This window comes from Microbacterium sp. SORGH_AS_0969, assembly GCF_030818255.1.
Lineage (GTDB): Bacteria > Actinomycetota > Actinomycetes > Actinomycetales > Microbacteriaceae > Microbacterium.
On the sequence record NZ_JAUTAG010000001.1, the window covers coordinates 1497041 to 1513068 of the forward strand.

General features: G+C 71.2%; 17 protein-coding genes. 12 read left to right on the forward strand and 5 right to left on the reverse strand.

Features of this window, described 5'->3' with window-relative positions:
* Nucleotides 1–45: 45 nt before the first annotated feature.
* The gene (gene corA, locus QE388_RS06990) at nt 46–1044 is read left to right on the forward strand and encodes a magnesium/cobalt transporter CorA (protein ID WP_275801666.1); all 999 of its coding nucleotides are present in this window, start codon (nt 46–48) and stop codon (nt 1042–1044) included.
* A 114-nt stretch (nt 1045–1158) separates the two neighbouring features.
* Nucleotides 1159–2640 (forward strand): amino acid permease, encoded by a 1482-nt coding sequence (locus QE388_RS06995; protein WP_307387073.1) that lies wholly within the window; start codon nt 1159–1161, stop codon nt 2638–2640.
* 190 nt (nt 2641–2830) lie between these two features.
* Here the strand turns inward: QE388_RS06995 and QE388_RS07000 are convergent, their stop codons facing one another.
* Both QE388_RS07000 and QE388_RS07005 read right to left on the reverse strand, forming a co-directional pair.
* The gene (locus QE388_RS07000; RefSeq protein ID WP_307384270.1) at nt 2831–4006 is read right to left on the reverse strand and encodes a 4-hydroxybenzoate 3-monooxygenase; all 1176 of its coding nucleotides are present in this window, start codon (nt 4004–4006) and stop codon (nt 2831–2833) included.
* Nucleotides 4007–4206: 200 nt separating this feature from the next.
* Nucleotides 4207–4959 carry an IclR family transcriptional regulator gene (locus tag QE388_RS07005; RefSeq protein WP_275801668.1) on the reverse strand — a complete coding sequence of 251 codons (753 nt, stop codon included), beginning with the start codon at nt 4957–4959 and terminating at the stop codon, nt 4207–4209.
* A 90-nt stretch (nt 4960–5049) separates the two neighbouring features.
* On the opposite strand from QE388_RS07005, the gene pcaH reads away from it, so the two are divergent.
* The 6 genes from pcaH to QE388_RS07035 all read left to right on the forward strand — a co-directional run bounded on the left by pcaH (nt 5050) and on the right by QE388_RS07035 (nt 9995).
* Nucleotides 5050–5859, forward strand: coding sequence for a protocatechuate 3,4-dioxygenase subunit beta (gene pcaH, locus QE388_RS07010; protein WP_307384274.1), 810 nt, complete (start codon nt 5050–5052; stop codon nt 5857–5859).
* Nucleotides 5860–5929: 70 nt separating this feature from the next.
* Entirely contained in the window at nt 5930–6490 is a 561-nt protein-coding gene (pcaG, locus tag QE388_RS07015; protein ID WP_275801670.1) for a protocatechuate 3,4-dioxygenase subunit alpha, read from the forward strand.
* A 7-nt stretch (nt 6491–6497) separates the two neighbouring features.
* Complete coding sequence (locus QE388_RS07020; protein WP_307384276.1) at nt 6498–7868, forward strand: lyase family protein; 1371 nt, start codon at nt 6498–6500, stop codon at nt 7866–7868.
* Entirely contained in the window at nt 7865–8647 is a 783-nt protein-coding gene (locus tag QE388_RS07025) for an alpha/beta fold hydrolase (RefSeq protein ID WP_275801672.1), read from the forward strand. The genes QE388_RS07020 and QE388_RS07025 overlap by 4 nt, the downstream gene beginning before the upstream one ends.
* Nucleotides 8647–9027 (forward strand): 4-carboxymuconolactone decarboxylase, encoded by a 381-nt coding sequence (gene pcaC, locus QE388_RS07030; protein WP_275801673.1) that lies wholly within the window; start codon nt 8647–8649, stop codon nt 9025–9027. The genes QE388_RS07025 and pcaC overlap by 1 nt, the downstream gene beginning before the upstream one ends.
* Before the next feature lie 530 nt (nt 9028–9557).
* A complete protein-coding gene (locus QE388_RS07035; RefSeq protein WP_307384279.1) occupies nt 9558–9995 on the forward strand; it encodes a GNAT family N-acetyltransferase in 438 nt (145 codons plus the stop codon).
* Nucleotides 9996–10096: 101 nt separating this feature from the next.
* On the opposite strand, the gene QE388_RS07040 is transcribed toward QE388_RS07035, so the two are convergent.
* On the reverse strand, nt 10097–11404 hold the full coding sequence (locus tag QE388_RS07040) for a cytochrome P450 (protein WP_307384282.1): 1308 nt from the start codon (nt 11402–11404) through the stop codon (nt 10097–10099).
* Nucleotides 11405–11796: 392 nt separating this feature from the next.
* On the opposite strand from QE388_RS07040, the gene QE388_RS07045 reads away from it, so the two are divergent.
* The 3 genes from QE388_RS07045 (at nt 11797) to QE388_RS07055 (ending at nt 13021) form a co-directional block, all read left to right on the forward strand.
* Entirely contained in the window at nt 11797–12186 is a 390-nt protein-coding gene (locus QE388_RS07045; RefSeq protein ID WP_275801677.1) for an ester cyclase, read from the forward strand.
* Between the two features lie 101 nt (nt 12187–12287).
* Nucleotides 12288–12584, forward strand: coding sequence for a hypothetical protein (locus tag QE388_RS07050; protein WP_275801678.1), 297 nt, complete (start codon nt 12288–12290; stop codon nt 12582–12584).
* A complete protein-coding gene (locus QE388_RS07055) occupies nt 12584–13021 on the forward strand; it encodes a BLUF domain-containing protein (protein ID WP_275801679.1) in 438 nt (145 codons plus the stop codon). Before QE388_RS07050 ends, QE388_RS07055 begins: the two co-directional genes overlap by 1 nt.
* Nucleotide 13022: 1 nt before the next feature.
* Here QE388_RS07055 and QE388_RS07060 read toward each other — a convergent pair whose 3' ends face one another.
* Together QE388_RS07060 and QE388_RS07065 are read right to left on the reverse strand one after the other, a co-directional pair.
* Nucleotides 13023–14111, reverse strand: a complete 1089-nt coding sequence (locus QE388_RS07060) for a Gfo/Idh/MocA family protein (RefSeq protein WP_307384288.1) — start codon at nt 14109–14111, stop codon at nt 13023–13025.
* Nucleotides 14084–14791: a ThuA domain-containing protein gene (locus QE388_RS07065; RefSeq protein ID WP_307384291.1), complete on the reverse strand. Its 708-nt coding sequence runs from the start codon at nt 14789–14791 to the stop codon at nt 14084–14086. The genes QE388_RS07060 and QE388_RS07065 overlap by 28 nt, the downstream gene beginning before the upstream one ends.
* 99 nt (nt 14792–14890) lie before the next feature.
* Between QE388_RS07065 and QE388_RS07070 the strand changes: the two genes are divergently transcribed.
* A complete protein-coding gene (locus tag QE388_RS07070) occupies nt 14891–15877 on the forward strand; it encodes a substrate-binding domain-containing protein (RefSeq protein WP_307384293.1) in 987 nt (328 codons plus the stop codon).
* The last annotated feature ends 151 nt before the right edge of the window (nt 15878–16028 follow it).

Sequence of the window (16028 nt, forward strand, 5' to 3'; positions counted from 1 at the left end):
GCACCACGTCATCGCCCGTCCACCTGCGGGGCGTAGAACTGATACATGCCCATCATCGACAGCGCCGTGTACGTCGACGGCCACCGCATCGAGAACCCCGCCAGCCTCGACCAGACGTTCGAGTACATGGAGGCTCACGGCGGGATGGCCTGGATCGGGCTGTTGCGCCCCTCGCCCGAAGAGCTCGAACGCGTCGCGGCGGAGTTCTCGCTGCACCCCCTCGCGGTCGAGGACGCGCTGGCCGGGCACCAGCGCTCGAAGCTCGAGCGGTACGGCGGCAATCTCTTCGCCGTCCTGCGTCCCGCCCGGTACATCGACGAGACCGAGACGGTCGAGTTCGGCGAGCTGCACGTGTTCGTCGGCGAGGACTACGTCGTGACCGTGCGCCACGCCGAGGTGCCCGACCTGGCGCGCGTGCGGCATCGGCTGGAAGAACAGCCCGAACTGCTCGCCCGCGGCCCCGAGGCGGTGCTCTACGCGATCCTCGACGAGGTCGTCGACCAGTACGACCCCGTCGCGCGCGGGCTGCAGAACGACGTCGACGAGATCGAGGACCAACTCTTCGGAACCGGCGGCGCGGAGCTGACACAGCGCATCTACGAGCTCGCTCGCGAGGTCATCCACTTCCAGCGTGCGACCGAACCCCTGCGCGACATGCTCCAGGCGCTGTTGCGCGGTGCCGAGAAGTACGGCGTCGACATCGAACTGCAGCGGTCGCTGCGCGACGTCCTCGACCACGTCCTGCGCCAGTGCGACAAGCTGACGTCGATGCGTTCGATCCTCGACAACGCCCTGACCGTCAACGCGACGCTCGTCACGCAGCGGCAGACCGAGACGTCGCTCGAGCAGAACGAGCAGGTCAAGAAGATCTCCGGATGGGCGGCGATCCTCTTCGGGCCCTCACTGATCGGCGGGATCTATGGCATGAACTTCAAGAACATGCCCGAGCTCAACTGGGAGTTCGGCTACCCGATGGCGCTCGTGCTCATGGTGCTCGTATCGGCGGGGCTGTGGCTGACGTTCAAGGTGAAGAAGTGGCTGTGAGCCGCGGCATCCGGAATCCCGACACTCGGCGCGCTTGCTGGACAGGGGCTGCGTGAAACGAATGATGGGTACGTGAACGACTCCACCCCCCGTGCCGGCGACGCTGCCGAGCAGATCCACACCTCGACCGTTCAGCTCGAGGACGCCGGGTACCACAAGCGGCTGACGTCGCGTCAGGTGCAGATGATCGCGATCGGCGGGGCCATCGGAACCGGTCTCTTCCTCGGTGCCGGCGGGCGCCTCGCTCAGGCCGGACCCGCGATCGTGCTCTCGTACGCGGTCTGCGGGCTCTTCGCGTTCTTCATCCTCCGGGCGCTCGGCGAGCTCGTGCTGCACCGCCCGACCTCGGGCTCGTTCGTCTCGTACGCCCGCGAGTTCTTCGGCGAGAAGGCGGCGTTCGTCTCGGGCTGGTTCTACTGGATCAACTGGGCGACGACGACCATGGTCGACATCACCGCCGCCGCGCTCTACATGAACTTCTTCGGCAAGTACGTGCCCTGGATCGCCGCGGTGCCGCAGTGGGCCTGGGCGCTCGCCGCGCTCGTCACGGTGCTCGCGGTCAACCTCGTGTCGGTGAAGGTGTTCGGCGAGCTGGAGTTCTGGTTCGCGCTCATCAAGGTCACGGCGCTCGTCGCGTTCCTGCTCGTGGGCATCTACTTCGTCGTGTTCGGCACCCCCAACGGCGCCCCCGTCGGGTTCTCGCTTATCGCCGACAACGGAGGCTTCTTCCCCAACGGCATCCTGCCCGCGATCATCCTGATGCAGGGCGTCGTGTTCGCGTATGCCTCGATCGAGCTCGTCGGAACCGCGGCGGGCGAGACGAAGAACCCCGAGAAGGTCATGCCGCGGGCGATCAACTCGGTCATCTTCCGCGTCGCGATCTTCTACGTCGGCTCGGTGCTCCTGCTCGCGCTGCTGCTGCCGTACACCGCGTACTCGAAGGACGAGAGCCCCTTCGTGACCTTCTTCGCCTCGATCGGGGTTCCGGGCGTCGACGTGATCATGAACCTCGTCGTGCTCACCGCCGCCCTGTCGTCGCTGAACGCGGGGCTGTACTCGACCGGTCGCATCCTGCGCTCGATGGCGGTGGCGGGATCCGCGCCGAAGTTCGCGTCTCGCATGAACAAGGCCGGCGTCCCCTACGGCGGCATCGCGATCACCGCGGTCGTGGCCCTGTTCGGTGTCGTGATCAACTACGTCAACCCCAGCGACGCGTTCGAGACGGTGCTGAACGTCGCCGCCGTCGGCATCCTGGTCACCTGGGCGACCATCATGCTCTGCCAGATGAAGTTCAAGCGCTTGGCCGATCGCGGGGAGCTGGTCCGCCCGACCTTCCGGCTGTTCTGGGCGCCCTACACGGGGTACGCGACGCTGGTGTTCCTCGCGATCGTGCTGGTGCTGGTGTTCATCGACTCGCCCGCGACGCTGGTCGTCGCGATCGTCGCGAGCCTGCTCATCACGGCCGGATGGTTCGCCTGCCGCAAGCGCATCGCCGAGCTCGCCGCCGAGCGCGAGGGCTACACGGGGACGGTGCCGGTGGTGCCGAGCCCCTTCCCCCAGCCGCGCGACAAGAACGCACGCGGCAAGAAGGACTGAGCCCCTCGCGGGGGTGACGCGGCGCTCGGGCTCCGGCTCGGGCGCCGCGCTCGTGCGGGGCTCGGGTCCGCGCGGGGCGGGGATGCCGGCAGCCCCACCGTTGAGTGTCCAGAACACGCCGTTATGCCGGGGGTGGTTACGGCGTGTCTTGGACACTCAACGGGCGGGAGCGCCGCGATGCGGCGGCGAGTCAGGCGTCGAAGGGCCAGCCGCAGTACGCCTCGGCGAGGTAGGCGCGGCCGTGCTCCGATTCCACGACGGTGCGCAGCTCGCCGAGCTGGCGGCGGCGGTCGAAGTCGGTGGCATCCGGAGCCACGTGGAGGAGGTTCGTCATCCACCACGAGAAGTGCTGAGCCTTCCAGATGCGCCGGCTCGCGGTCTCGGGGTAGGCGTCGAGCAGCCGCTCGTCGCCCTCGAGCAGCAGGGCGCCGAGGGCGGCGGCGAGCAGGCGCACGTCGGCGATCGCGAGGTTCATGCCCTTGGCTCCCGTCGGCGGAACCGTGTGTGCGGCGTCGCCCACGAGCGCGACGCGACCGCGGCGGAGCTCGTGCGCGACGAAGCTGCGGAAGCGCAGGACGTCGCGCTGGAAGATCGGGCCCTGCTTCAGCGTCGTACCGGGGACCCGCTTCTGCAGCTCGTCCCACAGCTGCTCCTCGCTGAACGCCGCGGTGTCGGTCTCGGGGTCGCACTGGAAGTACATCCGCTGCACCGTGTCGGAGCGCTGGCTGACGAGCGCGAAACCGTCGGGGGAGTTGCTGTAGATCAGCTCCTCGCTGCTCGGCGGGGCTTCGCACAGGATGCCGAACCAGGCGAAGGGGTACTCGCGGAAGTACCCGCCGGTGCTCGACCCGGTCACGGTGGCACGGGCGACGCTGCGCGAGCCGTCGGACCCGACGACGAAATCGGCCTCGATCTCGAGGGGGTTCCCTTCGGCATCGCGCGCGATCACCCGCGGGCGCTCGCCGTTCTCGATGCCTTCCGCGGTGACGCCGAAGCGCAGATCCTGCCCCGCGGCGAGGCGCGCGGCGATGAGATCCTTCAGCACCTCGTGCTGCGGGTACAGCCACACCGCGCGGCCGACGGTCGTGGCGAAGTCGATGCGGTGTCCCTCGCCCTCGAAGCGCAGCTCGATGCCGTCGTGGCGGTGGCCGACCGTGCGTGCGCGTGAGGCTTCGCCGATCGTGTCGAGCAGCTCGACGGTGCCCTGTTCCAGGATGCCGGCACGGATCGTGCTCTCGATCTCGTCGCGCGAGCGCTGGTCGATGACGACCGAGGTGATCCCCGCCTGGTCGAGCAGGTGCGACAGCAGGAGGCCGGCGGGGCCGGCGCCGACGATGGCGACACGGGTGCGGACGGTGGTGGTCATGGCGTCTCCTTCGACGGTGGCTGTGTCGATGGTGGCCTCGCGGTCGTCGTGCGACGGCGCGACTCTCGTTGAACGGGATGTGGGTCTCAGTGGTTCATTTGTAGGACCGGTCGGGGTCGGGAGTGCCGCACGCGTCACTTTGGACACCACCCGCCCCAGCGATCATGCAGATGGACGTGCCTCGTTCGCGTCGGACCTCCTCAGCGGCGATAACCCAGCGTGCGCTCGATGTCGCGGGAGGCACGGTGCAGCTCGACCAGGGCGAACTGCGTCTCGGCGTCGCGCGGGAGCACGACGGAGAGAGCGGCGATGACGGCTCCGGTCTCGTCGCGCACGGGCACGGCGACGCCGGTGGACACCTCATCGACGTACCCGGGGGCGATCACGCGGCCCAGTGTGCGGATCTCGGCGAGCGTGCGCCGGAGCGCCGCCGGGTCGACGATCGTCTCGGGGGTGACGCGGGGGAGAGGGCCGGCGAGCACCCGCTCCTGGAGGTCGCGCGGGGCGAAGGCCAGCAGCACGAGGCCGGACGACGAGGCGTGCACGGGAAGTCGCCCCGCGACGCGTGTGATGTTGGCGCCCGAGTCGGGAGCGCTCAGGCGCTCGAGGAACAGCGCCTCGTCGTGCTCGAGGATCGCGAGCTGCGTGTGCTCGCGCACGCGTTGCTGCACGCGCTCCATGTAGGGCAGCGCCGCCTGGCGCAACCGGAGCGCGTGCGATGACCGCGTCGCCAATTCCCACAGGCGCATCCCCACGCGTACACGTCGCTCATCGTCGCGCTCGAGGAGGCCGGCATCCACCAGCTCGTTCACGATCCGGTGCGCCGACGAGCTCGGCAACCCCGCACGTCGGCCGATGTCGGCGGTCGTCTGCGCGGTGCGGGTGGGCGTGAAGGTCTCGAGGATCCGCACCAGCCGGTCGGTGACCGAGTCGCCCGAGGGGGAGTTCGCCATGAGCTCAGGATGCCACGATTCCCATTGAGCGGGAACAGGTCGCCGTCCCGCAGGTCGGTGACGGACGATGGTCTGGTCGAAGGAGACCCCATGACGCACACCCCCGCCGCGGCGCCCGAAACGCTGCTCGCCGCTCCCGACCAGGCCACGCAGGACCAGATCGTCGCCGAGATGCGCACCCGTCACGCCGAGCTCGATGCGCTCGAGGCGGCAGGAGAGCGGGTCGCCGCGACCGCCCACGACTTCCCCGCCTACCGCTCGAGCGTGCTGCGGCACCCCACCAAGAACCCGAAGCTCGTCGATCCCGAGACGATCGAGCTGTTCTCGCCCGCGTTCGGACAGCGCGACGTCGCCGCGATCGAGTCCGACCTCACCCTGCAGCACGCCGGTGAGCCGCTCGGCGAACGCATGAGCGTGCAAGGGCGTCTGCTCGACTCGTGGGGGCGACCGATCGCGAACCAGCTCATCGAGATCTGGCAGGCCAACTCGGCGGGTCGCTACATCCACCAGCGCGATCAGCACCCCGCCCCCCTCGACCCCAACTTCACCGGGGCGGGCCGTGCGATCACGAACGAGAACGGCGAGTACCGCTTCACGACGATCAAGCCCGGCCCCTACCCGTGGAAGAACCACCGCAACGCCTGGCGCCCCGCGCACATCCACTTCTCGGTGTTCGGCTCGTCGTTCACGCAGCGCCTCGTGACGCAGATGTACTTCCCGGGAGACCCGCTCTTCGCGCTCGACCCGATCTACAACACCATCCACCGGCAGAAGGACCGCGACGCCCTCGTCGGCGTCTACGACCACGACCTCACCTCGCCCGAGTGGGCGACGGGCTACCGGTTCGACATCGTCGTCGACGGCCCCGACCAGACGTACTTCGAGCCAGAGGACGAGTGACATGACGACGACATCGACGAACGGCTCGGTTCCTGAGCCTGTCGGAGGACGAGCAGGAGGGCGACGAGTGATGAGCACCCCCGCCAAGACCCACCGCGCCACCCCCGGCCAGACCGTGGGCCCGTTCTTCGCGTACGGCCTCGAGTACCCGAAGCAGCACGAGGTCGTGTTCCCGCACTCGCCGGGGGCGATCGTGCTGGGCGGCACCGTGTTCGACGGGGCGGGAGCGCCTGTCCCCGACGCGCTGGTCGAGATCTTCGGGGCGGATGCCGACGGCTCGGTGCCGCGGGCGCGCGGCGCGTTCCGCCGCGACGACCACACGTTCACCGGTTTCGGGCGCGCGTTCACGAACGACGAGGGGCACTTCGAGTTCTGGACGCGCGAGCCCGGTGGCATCCAGGGCCGTCCCGGCTTCTACGCGGCGATCGTGTTCGCGCGGGGTCTGCCCGACAAGCTCCACACGCGCATCTACGTCCCCGGCGACGACGCGGCGCTCGCCGCGGACCCGCTGCTGTCTTCGCTTGACGCGGGCGAGCGCGCTAGCCTCGTGGCGACGCGAACGCCCGACGGGAACCTCCACCACGACATCCGGTTGCAGGGCGAGAAGGAGACGGTCTTCCTTGCCTTCTGATCCCCCCGTGCCCATCGATCTCGGGCTGCTGTCGCCCGTGACCGTGGGGCACGACACGTTGGTGTCGGACTCGTTCGTGCTGAGTGCGCTCGTGCGCGCGGAATGCGCTCTCGTCGCCGCGTACGAGGAGGTGGGCGTCGCCCCGCGCGAGGCCCGTCGCGACATCGACCACGCGTTCGGCATCGACGAGAAATACGGCAAACCGGCCGCGGGTCTCGACGTCGACCGTCTCATCGCGGAGTCGGTGAGCGGGGGCAACCCCGTGATCCCGCTCGTGGGCATGCTGAAGGCGCAGGTGCCGGCCGAGCATCGGGCGTGGATCCACCGCGGGGCGACCAGCCAGGACATCCTCGACACGGCCCTCATGATCGTCGCGCGGCGGGCGATGGACCAGGTGCGCTCGTCGCTGCGGATCGCGGGCGAATGGGCGCGCCACCTCGCCGTCGCTCACGTCGACGACGTCTCGGCCGCACGCACCCTCACCCAGCACGCCGTCCCCACCACCGTGGGCGCTCGCGCCGCGACCTGGGCGCGCGGCATCGAGCGGGCGTCGCGTCGGCTCGAGACCCTGGAGTACCCCGCGCAACTCGGCGGAGCGGGCGGCACGCTCGCATCGTTCGTCGAGATCACCGGCTCGAAGGACATCGCCGCGGGGCTCCCCGCCGCCTTCGCGCGGGCACTCGATCTCGACGTCCCCGACGCGCCGTGGCACGTGACGCGCTGGCCGATCACCGAGCTGGGCGATGCGCTCGTGCAGGCCATCGACGCCCTCGGCAAGGTCGCGGGCGATGTGGCGACGCTCAGCCGCACCGAGATCGGCGAGGTGTCGGAGGGCGTGGGCGGCGGGTCGTCGGCGATGCCGCAGAAGCAGAACCCCGCCGAGGCGGTGCTCATCCGCTCCGCCGCCCTGCGCGCGCCGCAGCTCGGCGCGACGCTGCACCTCGCGGCATCCCTCGCCGTCGACGAACGCCCCGACGGCGCGTGGCACGCCGAGTGGCCGACCCTGCGCGAGCTGCTGCGGCTCGCGCTCGGCACGACGCGGCATGCGGCCTCGATGCTCGCGCACCTGCGGGTCGATGCCGCGGCGGCGCAGAGCAACGCCGACCTGACCGGGGGGCGCCTCGTGAGCGAGCGTCTGCGTGGCGTTCTCGTGCCGCTCATCGGGACCGATCGCTTCGCGGAGCTGCTCGCGGGAGACGCCGACCTCGGCGATGCCCTGCGGGCGATGCCCGAGGCCGCGGGTCTCGACGTCGACGAGCTGCTGGACCCGCGCGCGTACGTGGGCCTGGCGCCGTGGTTCGCCGCGGGGGCCGAGGCCGAAACACGTCGCCGAGACCGCACGGGATCGGCCGCACATCGAGACGAGGGAGAGCAATGAGTGCAGTTTCGCTGATTTCGCTGACGGCGCCGGTCGGGCCGGAGGGCGCGCCGGTCGTCGTGCTGGGGCCGTCGCTGGGCACATCGACGATCGTCTGGGACGACGTCGTTCCGCTCTTGGTCGACGAGTACCGCGTCGTCGGCTGGGACCTGCCGGGTCATGGCGCGGGGCCGATCACCCATGAGGCCTTCACCGTCGGCGACCTCGCGGATGCCGTGGCGGCTGCCGTCCCTGACGACACGTTCTTCTACGCCGGTGTCTCCCTCGGAGCGGCGACCGGACTGGAGCTGGCGCGACGGCACGGTGACCGGGTGCGTGCCGCCGCGATCGTGGCATCCGGAGCGCAGCTCAGCGACCCCGAGGCGTGGCACGACCGCGCTGCACAGGTGCGAGCGCAAAGCACCTCGAGCCTCATCAGCGCCTCCGCCCAGCGCTGGTTCGCTCCCGGCTCGATCGAACGACGCCCCGAGCTGACCGGGCGCCTGCTGCACGCGCTGCAGGATGCCGACGACGACAGCTACGCCCGCTGCTGCGAGGCGCTCGCCGGGTACGACGTGCGTTCCTCTCTCGGCGAGATCACCGTGCCCGTCCTCGCAGCGTGGGGTGCGGCTGACGCTATCGCGCCCGAGACCAAGGCCGCCGAGATCGCCGAGGGTGTGAAGGACGGCCGCACGGCCCGGATCGACGATGCCGGACATCTGCCGCCCGCCGAGCAGCCCGAGGCTGTTGCCGCGCTTTTGCGCTCGTTCTTCGCGTCGACCTCGGGGGAGGGCTTCTGATGGCCACCGACCAGGAACGCTACGACCAGGGGATGACCGTGCGCCGCGCGGTGCTGTCCGACGCGCACGTCGACCGTGCCACCGCGGCCACGACCGACCTCACCGCCGACTGGCAGGACTTCATCACGCGCGTGGCCTGGGGCGACATCTGGTCGCGGCCGGGCCTCGACCGCCGCTCGCGCTCGGTCGCCGTGCTGTCGTCGCTCATCGCGCACGGCCACCACGAGGAGCTCGCGATGCACCTGCGCGCAGCGCTCCGCAACGGCCTCACGATCGACGAGATCCGCGAGGTCATCCTGCAGTCCGCGATCTACTCCGGCGTGCCGGCGGCGAACACGGCGTTCCGTATCGCGTCGGAGGTGTTCGAGGAGCGGGCGTGAGGTGAGGCGCTGCGGCCGGCTGGCCCATGTCCCACTGTGTGCGATCGGAGCACGTCCCCGCTGCACGTTCTGGGACTCCATCGGGCGCAATCCCGGATGAGGGCGCGAGGATGGCGGCCGGGCGGCGGCATCCGTGACGTACGCCCGCGACGATGGGCACGGCAGTGGGGCCGTGCGGCTCTCCCGGCCCGCCGACCGAAGTTCGCGCGCGCGACGACGGCCTCTGAAGCATCCCTGGGGGCGCACTCGCCTACGAATGCATCGCTCTACACATGTGGATAACTCTGTGGAGAGGTGTGCGAAACCCCGCCCGTGGTGTGCAAACCTTCTGTGGAAAACTCAGGAACCGAGGGAAGCTTCGAAACTACACGGGTGTCATTTCTGCGGGGAGTTCACGAGCTGCCCTCCGCCCGCGGCCATCCCACCGAGCTGCGGGGCACTCCGGCGGGCGCGGGCTCGCTGGTGGCTGTTGCAGCCGATTCGAGGTGGGCGCGACAAGGTGCACGGCGACGCCGCTATGGTCGTGGACCATGACGGATCACCCCGTGCCGCCCGCCGTCGAGACCGCGACCCCCGCCGATGTCGACGCGCTGCTGGCGTTCTGGGCGATCGCGGGCGAGAACGACGCACGGCCGAGCGACTCGGCTCCCGTGGTCGAGGCGCTCCTGCGTCGGGATCCCGACGCGGTGCTCGTCGTCAGGTCGGAGGGCCGGATCATCGGCACCGTCATCGCGGGCTGGGACGGGTGGCGCGCCCACCTCTATCGCCTCGCCGTGCACCCCGATTACCGCCGTCAGGGCCTCGCCCGAGTCCTCCTCGATGCGGCCGAGGCCCGTCTTCGCACGCTCGGCGCCGGACGCTTCGACGCGATGGTGCTCGAGGGCAACGACCTGGGCGCGTCCGCGTGGGCGGCTCGCGGGTATGCGCCCCAGCCCGAGTGGCGGCGGTGGGTGCGTTCCGCGCGCTGAGCCCGCGGCATCCGTGTCACGAGGACAGGGGATGCCACCGGGACAGGCCGTCTCGCCGCTGATCGCCCTGTTCTCGTGACGGAGCCTGTTCTCGTGACGGGTCAGCCCCGGTGGAACGGGCAACCCGACGGCGCGTCCGCGCGGCGCACGCGCCCGCCGGAGCGCGGCTTGGTCGGCATCCGGCGCCGGTTCACCTCGAGGCCGTGGCCCGAGATCCGCAGGCGCGGGTCGCTGAGGACGGCGATGGATGCCGCGAGCCCGGCGATCGCGAGCTTCTCGCCCGGGCAGCGGTGACCGGTCGGCACCTCGCCGCCGCCGTGCGGGACGAAGGCGTGCAGCGCTTCGTAGTCGTCGACGCCGGCGAAACGCTCCGGGTCGAACGCGGACGGTCGCTCCCACTCGCGGGCGTCGGTGTCGGTGCCGAGGATGTCGAGCACGACCCGGCCACCGGCGGAAACCCGCTCGCCGTCGAGTTCGACGTCGGTCACGGCCCACGCGGGAAGCATCGGCACGAAGGGGGCGGTCCGGCGGATCTCCTGCGCGAACGACGTGGCGAGCTCGCCGCCGACGAGCGACCCGCGCTCGGCGGTCTCGGCCGCGATGCGCTCGCGCCACTCGGGACGGTCGTGCAGCTCCTTCGCGGCGAAGGCGACGAAGCGCGAGACCGCGATCATCGGGCGGAAGCTGTTCTGCAGCTCGATGCCCGCACGTTTCGCAGGCAGCAGTCCGCCGGAGCGGTCGCGGTGCCACGCCCACGCGTGCAGCGCCGTGCCCTCGGCGGGGTCGAGGGTTCCGGCCCGCACGGCGTCGATCAGCTCGCCGGCGTGGCGGTCCGACCATCGGCGGTTGATCAGGGCGAGCGCAAACTCGGGCGAGTACGGCACGCCGAACCCGTGGACGATCTGCGCCTGCCGCCTCGCCCACCGCGTCTGTGCCGCCGCGGTGCCCGGAATGCCGGCCCACCGCATGATCGAGCGGCCCAGGGCTCCCACCGCGGCGTCGTACGCCGAGCGCTCGCCGCCGGCGACCCAGGCGTCGAGCTCGCCCTGCCACTGCCTCTCGAGCTCGGGGAGGAGCCGCTGCACCTCGTCGTCGTCGTAGAGCACGTCGACGAACGTGGCCTTGCGGTGGCGATGCTCCTCGCCGTCGAGGCTGTGCACCGAGCCGTGGCCGAAGAGAGACTCCTGGATGAAGGCCGGCATCGCGCCGTGGCGGCGGGTCAGCGACTCGTCGTAGAAGAGCCGCACGCCCTCTTCGCCGCGGACGAACAGCGCCTCGCGGCCGAGCAGCCGGAACGGAACGGCCCGCGCCCCGCGGTCGGCCCGGCGCCACAGGTGCGCGCCGAAGCCGTAGCCGCGGACCAGGAGCGAGAGCGAGTCGTCACGAAGCAGGGCGAGGGGGGATGCCATGCCCCCACGTTTCCACCGCGGTGTCGAGCGGCCGAGGGGGCGGCGCACGCCGAGACGTTGTGGTACTCGCGGCGGTGGGTCGTGGCATCCGGTCCGGCGAACGGCGGGCGTGACGCCCGCCGGGTACGCGACCAGAGCGGGGACTCGGGGTGGGTGGGGGATCGGGGTGCCTCGCGGAGTCATCGGCCTGTCGTCGAGCGTGATTCGCCTGACGGCTCGGGTGGTCGGGTGGGGGCGGGTGTGCCGTCGTGCGGAGTGCGGGGGCGACTCGCCGCGGCCGGATGCCGTAGGGCGGCGTGTCGGGAACGAACTCCGCCTAATGGCCCGGCGCCGACAGCACGCCCCGGCGTCGACGGCACGCCCGCCGAGCAGCCCCGCCGGATAATGGAACGGTGGAGGCCGGGGAGACGCGTGACTGGTTCGCCGACTTCCTCGACGCCCAGAACCGCCGTGATCTCGAGGCGGTCCGGGGCTTTCTCGACCCCGGTATGCGTCGCGCCCACCTCCCGGCCGGGGCCGAGGCCTGGATCGCCGACTACGCCGAACTGCTGCACGCCTTCCCCGACTGGCAGTGGAGGCGGATTCAGCTGATCGTCGAGGACGACCGTCTCGCGGTACACGTGCGGGGTTCCGGGACGCACACGGGCACATACCGGCACCTCTCGGCCACGCGCCGCCGCGTGAACATCGCCGCGTTCGCGATCTACCGCCTGTCGCACGGTCGCATCGTCGAGGCATCCGGTACTGACGATGCCGAACAGATCCGCGCGTTGCTCGTCTGAGATCGGACGGTTTCGGGCGCCGCTGTCAAGGAGCAGGTTCCCGGCACGCGAGCCGATACGGTCGGAGCCTGCGGATTCGCCGTGGGCAGAGGAGCGCGGAGATGACGTACACGGATCGTCCCGGGGCCGGTGTGGTCTGGGCCCGAGTCGAAGAGGGCTTTCACGTGGGCAGCCGCAACGGTGCCTTTCTGGGATACCTCGACCGCGAAGCCGACGGCAGTTACCTGGCGTACGACGGCCGTTCCCGCCTGGTCGGCCGCTTCCCGACCCTCGTCGCGGGGATGGCGGCGATCACCTCGGCACCGGTCGAGACGCGCATGTCCGCCCCACGGGATGAAGAGATCGTCTTGCACCAGGTGCGGACGGACCGCGGACTCCCCGGATCGGTCGTGCGGTGATGGCAGAGCCCCTGCGATCGGTGACGTACTCCAGCGCCGCGGTGTCGGCCTTCGGTGCGAAAGAGCTGGCCGACCTGCTGTCGTCGAGCCGGGCCGCGAACCTCGCGCGCGACCTGTCGGGCATGCTGCTGTTCCGGGGCAACAGGTTCCTCCAGGTACTCGAGGGCCCCGAGTCCCTCGTGCGAGAGCTCATCGACCGGATCCGCCGCGACCCGCGGCACCGCGACATGCGGATCCTCGTCGACGAGGAGATCGACGAGCGACGCTTCGCCGACTGGACGATGGGGTACGAGACCCTGAACGTTCCGCAGAAGGCGGCGCCCGAGGGCTTCCGCGACTCCTTCGACGACCTCGACTCCGACGACGACACGGTCACGGCGCGCGCGCTGCGCGAGCTGACGGTGTGGTTCCGCGCGCGCAGCGCGAACCCGCGCTGAGTCACCCCGCGCGCCACCGCTCCTCATCCGTGAACGGAACGACGGTCGGCGGCGCCGGCCGCGTCTCGATCTCGACGCGCGTGCCGGTGCGGGCAGATTCCTGCAGGGCCGTCATCACCTCGAGCACGTGCAGCGCGATGCCGGCATCGGTGCGATCCGAGCCCGTCCGGACCCGATCCAGGATGCCGATCCCGCGGCCCGCGTGCTCGTATCCGGCCCGCTCGGTCACGGCGTGCCACTCGTCGTGGCGGCCGGCGCGCACGCGCACCTCGCCGTCGAAGAGGTTGGGGTCCGGCACCGACAGAGTGCCCGTCTCGCCGTAGACCTCGATCGGGGCCGCATCGCTGACCGGCGCGTCGAAGCTGAAGGTCACGGTCGACGCCGCGCCGCCCACGTGCTCGAGGACCCCCGTCACATGGGTGTCGACCTCGACCGGGATGACCTCGCCCGCCCGCGGGCCGCTCGCGATGGTCCGCGTGTCCCGCGGTCGCGACGAGGCTCCCGACACCCGGGCGATGGGTCCGAGCAGATGGAACAGTGTCGTGAGGTAGTACGGTCCCATGTCGAGGAGCGGCCCGCCGCCCTCGCGGTAGTAGAAATCGGGGTGCGGATGCCACGCCTCATGGCCCGCGGACACCCAGGTCGCCGTCGCCGCCACCGGTCGCCCGATGGCACCGGCCTCGAGAGCGGCGCGCGCGGTCTGCACGCCCGTGCCGAGCACCGTGTCGGGGGCGCAGCCGAGCCACGCACGTCCGCGCGCCGCGACGACGCGCTGCGCGTCCGCGAGGGTCGCCGCGAGCGGCTTCTCCCCGAAGACGTCCTTGCCGGCGGCGAGAGCTTTCGAGGCGATCTCGGCGTGCGCGGCGGGAACGGTGAGGTTCAGGACGGTCTGCACCGCCGGGTCGGCGACGAGGTCGTCGACGCTGAGGGCTCGGCATCCGTCGATCCCGTTCGCCACCTCCTCGGCGCGCGCGTGGTCGAGGTCGGCGGTCGCGACGATCCGTACGTCGGGGTGGTCGCCGAGGGTGGCGAGGTACTGCGCCGAGATGACGCCGAGGCCGACTATTCCGATACCGTGCGGCTGGCCCACAGCAGTCCCCTTTCGATGATGGTGCGCGCCGACGGCTCCCGCAGGATGTCGGGGGTGTGACCCGGAGTGGCGACGAAGACGCGCCCCGCGCCCCATTCGCGGGTCCAGACGGCCGGCGACACGATCGGGCGATGCCACGGGTGATACGGCTGCACGGGGTGCGTGGTCGTGGCGAGGACGTCGTTCAGATCGTCGGTCAGCACCCAGTACTGCTCGGTGTCGAGGTCGAAGTCGTCGAGGCCCGCGGTGATCTCGTGCGTGCGGCCGAGGTCGGTGAGCTCGACGCGGTACGCGAGGTAGTTGTCTTCCTCGGTGCCGGGTCGCTCGTCGGGATGCCGACCCGGATGGGTGGCGAACTGCCCGCCGACGAGCTGCAGATAGTCCGACGACGCGCGGTACGAGTCGGCGATGCCCCCGTGCCATCCGGCCAGTCCCGCGCCGTTCGCGACGGCGGTGCGCAGCCCGGCGAGAGCCTCGCGAGAGATCTCCGACATCGTGACGCACTGCAGCACGAGGTCGGTCGCGGCCATCTCGTCGGCGTCGGCGTACACCTCGTTCGACTCGCTGACGCGGACGTCGAAGCCGTTGTCGCGCAGGAACGGCAGGAACAGCTCGGTCGCCTCGACCGGGTGGTGGCCGTCCCACCCTCCGCGCACGACCAGCGCTCGTCGATGGCTCATGCGTCCTCCTCGTCGTGGATGGATGCCACCCTCCCACGGCGCTCGCGGCGGGATGCGAAGCTTTGCGCAAAACTCCGCGGCATCCGGCACACTGGGACCGTGTCCCGCCCCACGCTCGCCCAGGTCGCGGACGCCGCGGGCGTGAGTATCGCGACGGCGTCGCGGGTGCTGCGCGAGCGCGGCGAGATCTCGCCGACCACGCGTGCCCGTGTGCGGGACGCGGCTGCCGCGCTCGGATACGGCGGAGGCGGACAGGGGCGTCCGCGCGCGGGGACCGCTCGGCTCATCGACCTCGTGATGGGGCGGTACGACGGTCCGTACAGCGAAGAGGTGGTCGTCGGCGCGCGCGAGGCCGCGACGCGTCTCGGGTACGACCTCGTCCTGACCGCCGAGCGGGACGACCCCGCCGATGACTGGCCCGCGCGCATCGCCGCGCGTGGCTCGGGCGGGGTCGTGCTGGGCCTGAACGTCCCGACGGCCCGCCAGTTCGCGCTGCTCGAGGCCGCGGCGATCCCGCTCGTGCTGTTCGAGCCCTCGTCGGAGTCGCGCGTTCCGCTCCCGAACGTCCGCACGACCGACCGCGCGGGCGGCGCGGACGCCGCGCGGCACCTGATCGACCGTGGCGCGCGTCGCTTCGTCGTGGTCGACGGCGCTCCCTCGTACCGGTGGGGTCGGGCGCGCGTCGAGGGCTTCGGCGCGGCGCTCGCGGAGATCGTTCCGGATGCCGTGCTGCGCCGCGTCGCGACCGGGTGGAGCGCCAGCGGCGCCCGGCGTGTGGTCCGCGCCGCCCTGACAGAACTGCCCGGTGACGGCTCCGTCGGTGTCTTCGCGTGTTCGGACGAGATGGCTGCCGGCGTGTACGCGGCGGCGGCCGATCTGGGGCTCCGTATCCCGGACGACGTGCTCGTCGTGGGCTTCGACGACGTCCGCGGCGCGCGCTGGCTCCGCCCGGCGCTGACCACGGTGCGTCAGCCGATCCGCGAGATGGCCGCGGCCGCGGTGGAACTGCTCGTGCAGCCGCCGGCGGGGGAGCCGACGACGATCGAGCTGCCGACGCGGCTGATCGTGCGGGGGTCGACGGGGTGAGGCGCGGTCGCAGCGGTCGCGGACGGTCTCGCGTCCGGGGGTGCCGTGGACGCGCAGGTAGACCGGGGGACGCCCCGGTCGCCGCGGGCATCCGTGTGACGGGCGGAGGACGGGGGTGCGCCGGAGGATCCCGTGGGGCGATTCATCCTCC

Excerpts from the sequence above, each read along its gene's own strand:
- QE388_RS07055 (WP_275801679.1), top strand. The coding sequence starts at position 12,584 with ATGGCAGAGCCCCTGCGATCGGTGACGTACTCCAGCGCCGCGGTGTCG.
- corA (WP_275801666.1), top strand. The coding sequence starts at position 46 with ATGCCCATCATCGACAGCGCCGTGTACGTCGACGGCCACCGCATCGAG.
- QE388_RS07050 (WP_275801678.1), top strand. The coding sequence starts at position 12,288 with ATGACGTACACGGATCGTCCCGGGGCCGGTGTGGTCTGGGCCCGAGTC.
- QE388_RS07065 (WP_307384291.1), bottom strand. The coding sequence starts at position 14,791 with ATGAGCCATCGACGAGCGCTGGTCGTGCGCGGAGGGTGGGACGGCCAC.
- QE388_RS07035 (WP_307384279.1), top strand. The coding sequence starts at position 9,558 with ATGACGGATCACCCCGTGCCGCCCGCCGTCGAGACCGCGACCCCCGCC.
- QE388_RS07005 (WP_275801668.1), bottom strand. The coding sequence starts at position 4,959 with ATGGCGAACTCCCCCTCGGGCGACTCGGTCACCGACCGGCTGGTGCGG.
- QE388_RS07000 (WP_307384270.1), bottom strand. The coding sequence starts at position 4,006 with ATGACCACCACCGTCCGCACCCGTGTCGCCATCGTCGGCGCCGGCCCC.
- pcaC (WP_275801673.1), top strand. The coding sequence starts at position 8,647 with ATGGCCACCGACCAGGAACGCTACGACCAGGGGATGACCGTGCGCCGC.
- pcaG (WP_275801670.1), top strand. The coding sequence starts at position 5,930 with ATGAGCACCCCCGCCAAGACCCACCGCGCCACCCCCGGCCAGACCGTG.
- QE388_RS07040 (WP_307384282.1), bottom strand. The coding sequence starts at position 11,404 with ATGGCATCCCCCCTCGCCCTGCTTCGTGACGACTCGCTCTCGCTCCTG.
- pcaH (WP_307384274.1), top strand. The coding sequence starts at position 5,050 with ATGACGCACACCCCCGCCGCGGCGCCCGAAACGCTGCTCGCCGCTCCC.
- QE388_RS07025 (WP_275801672.1), top strand. The coding sequence starts at position 7,865 with ATGAGTGCAGTTTCGCTGATTTCGCTGACGGCGCCGGTCGGGCCGGAG.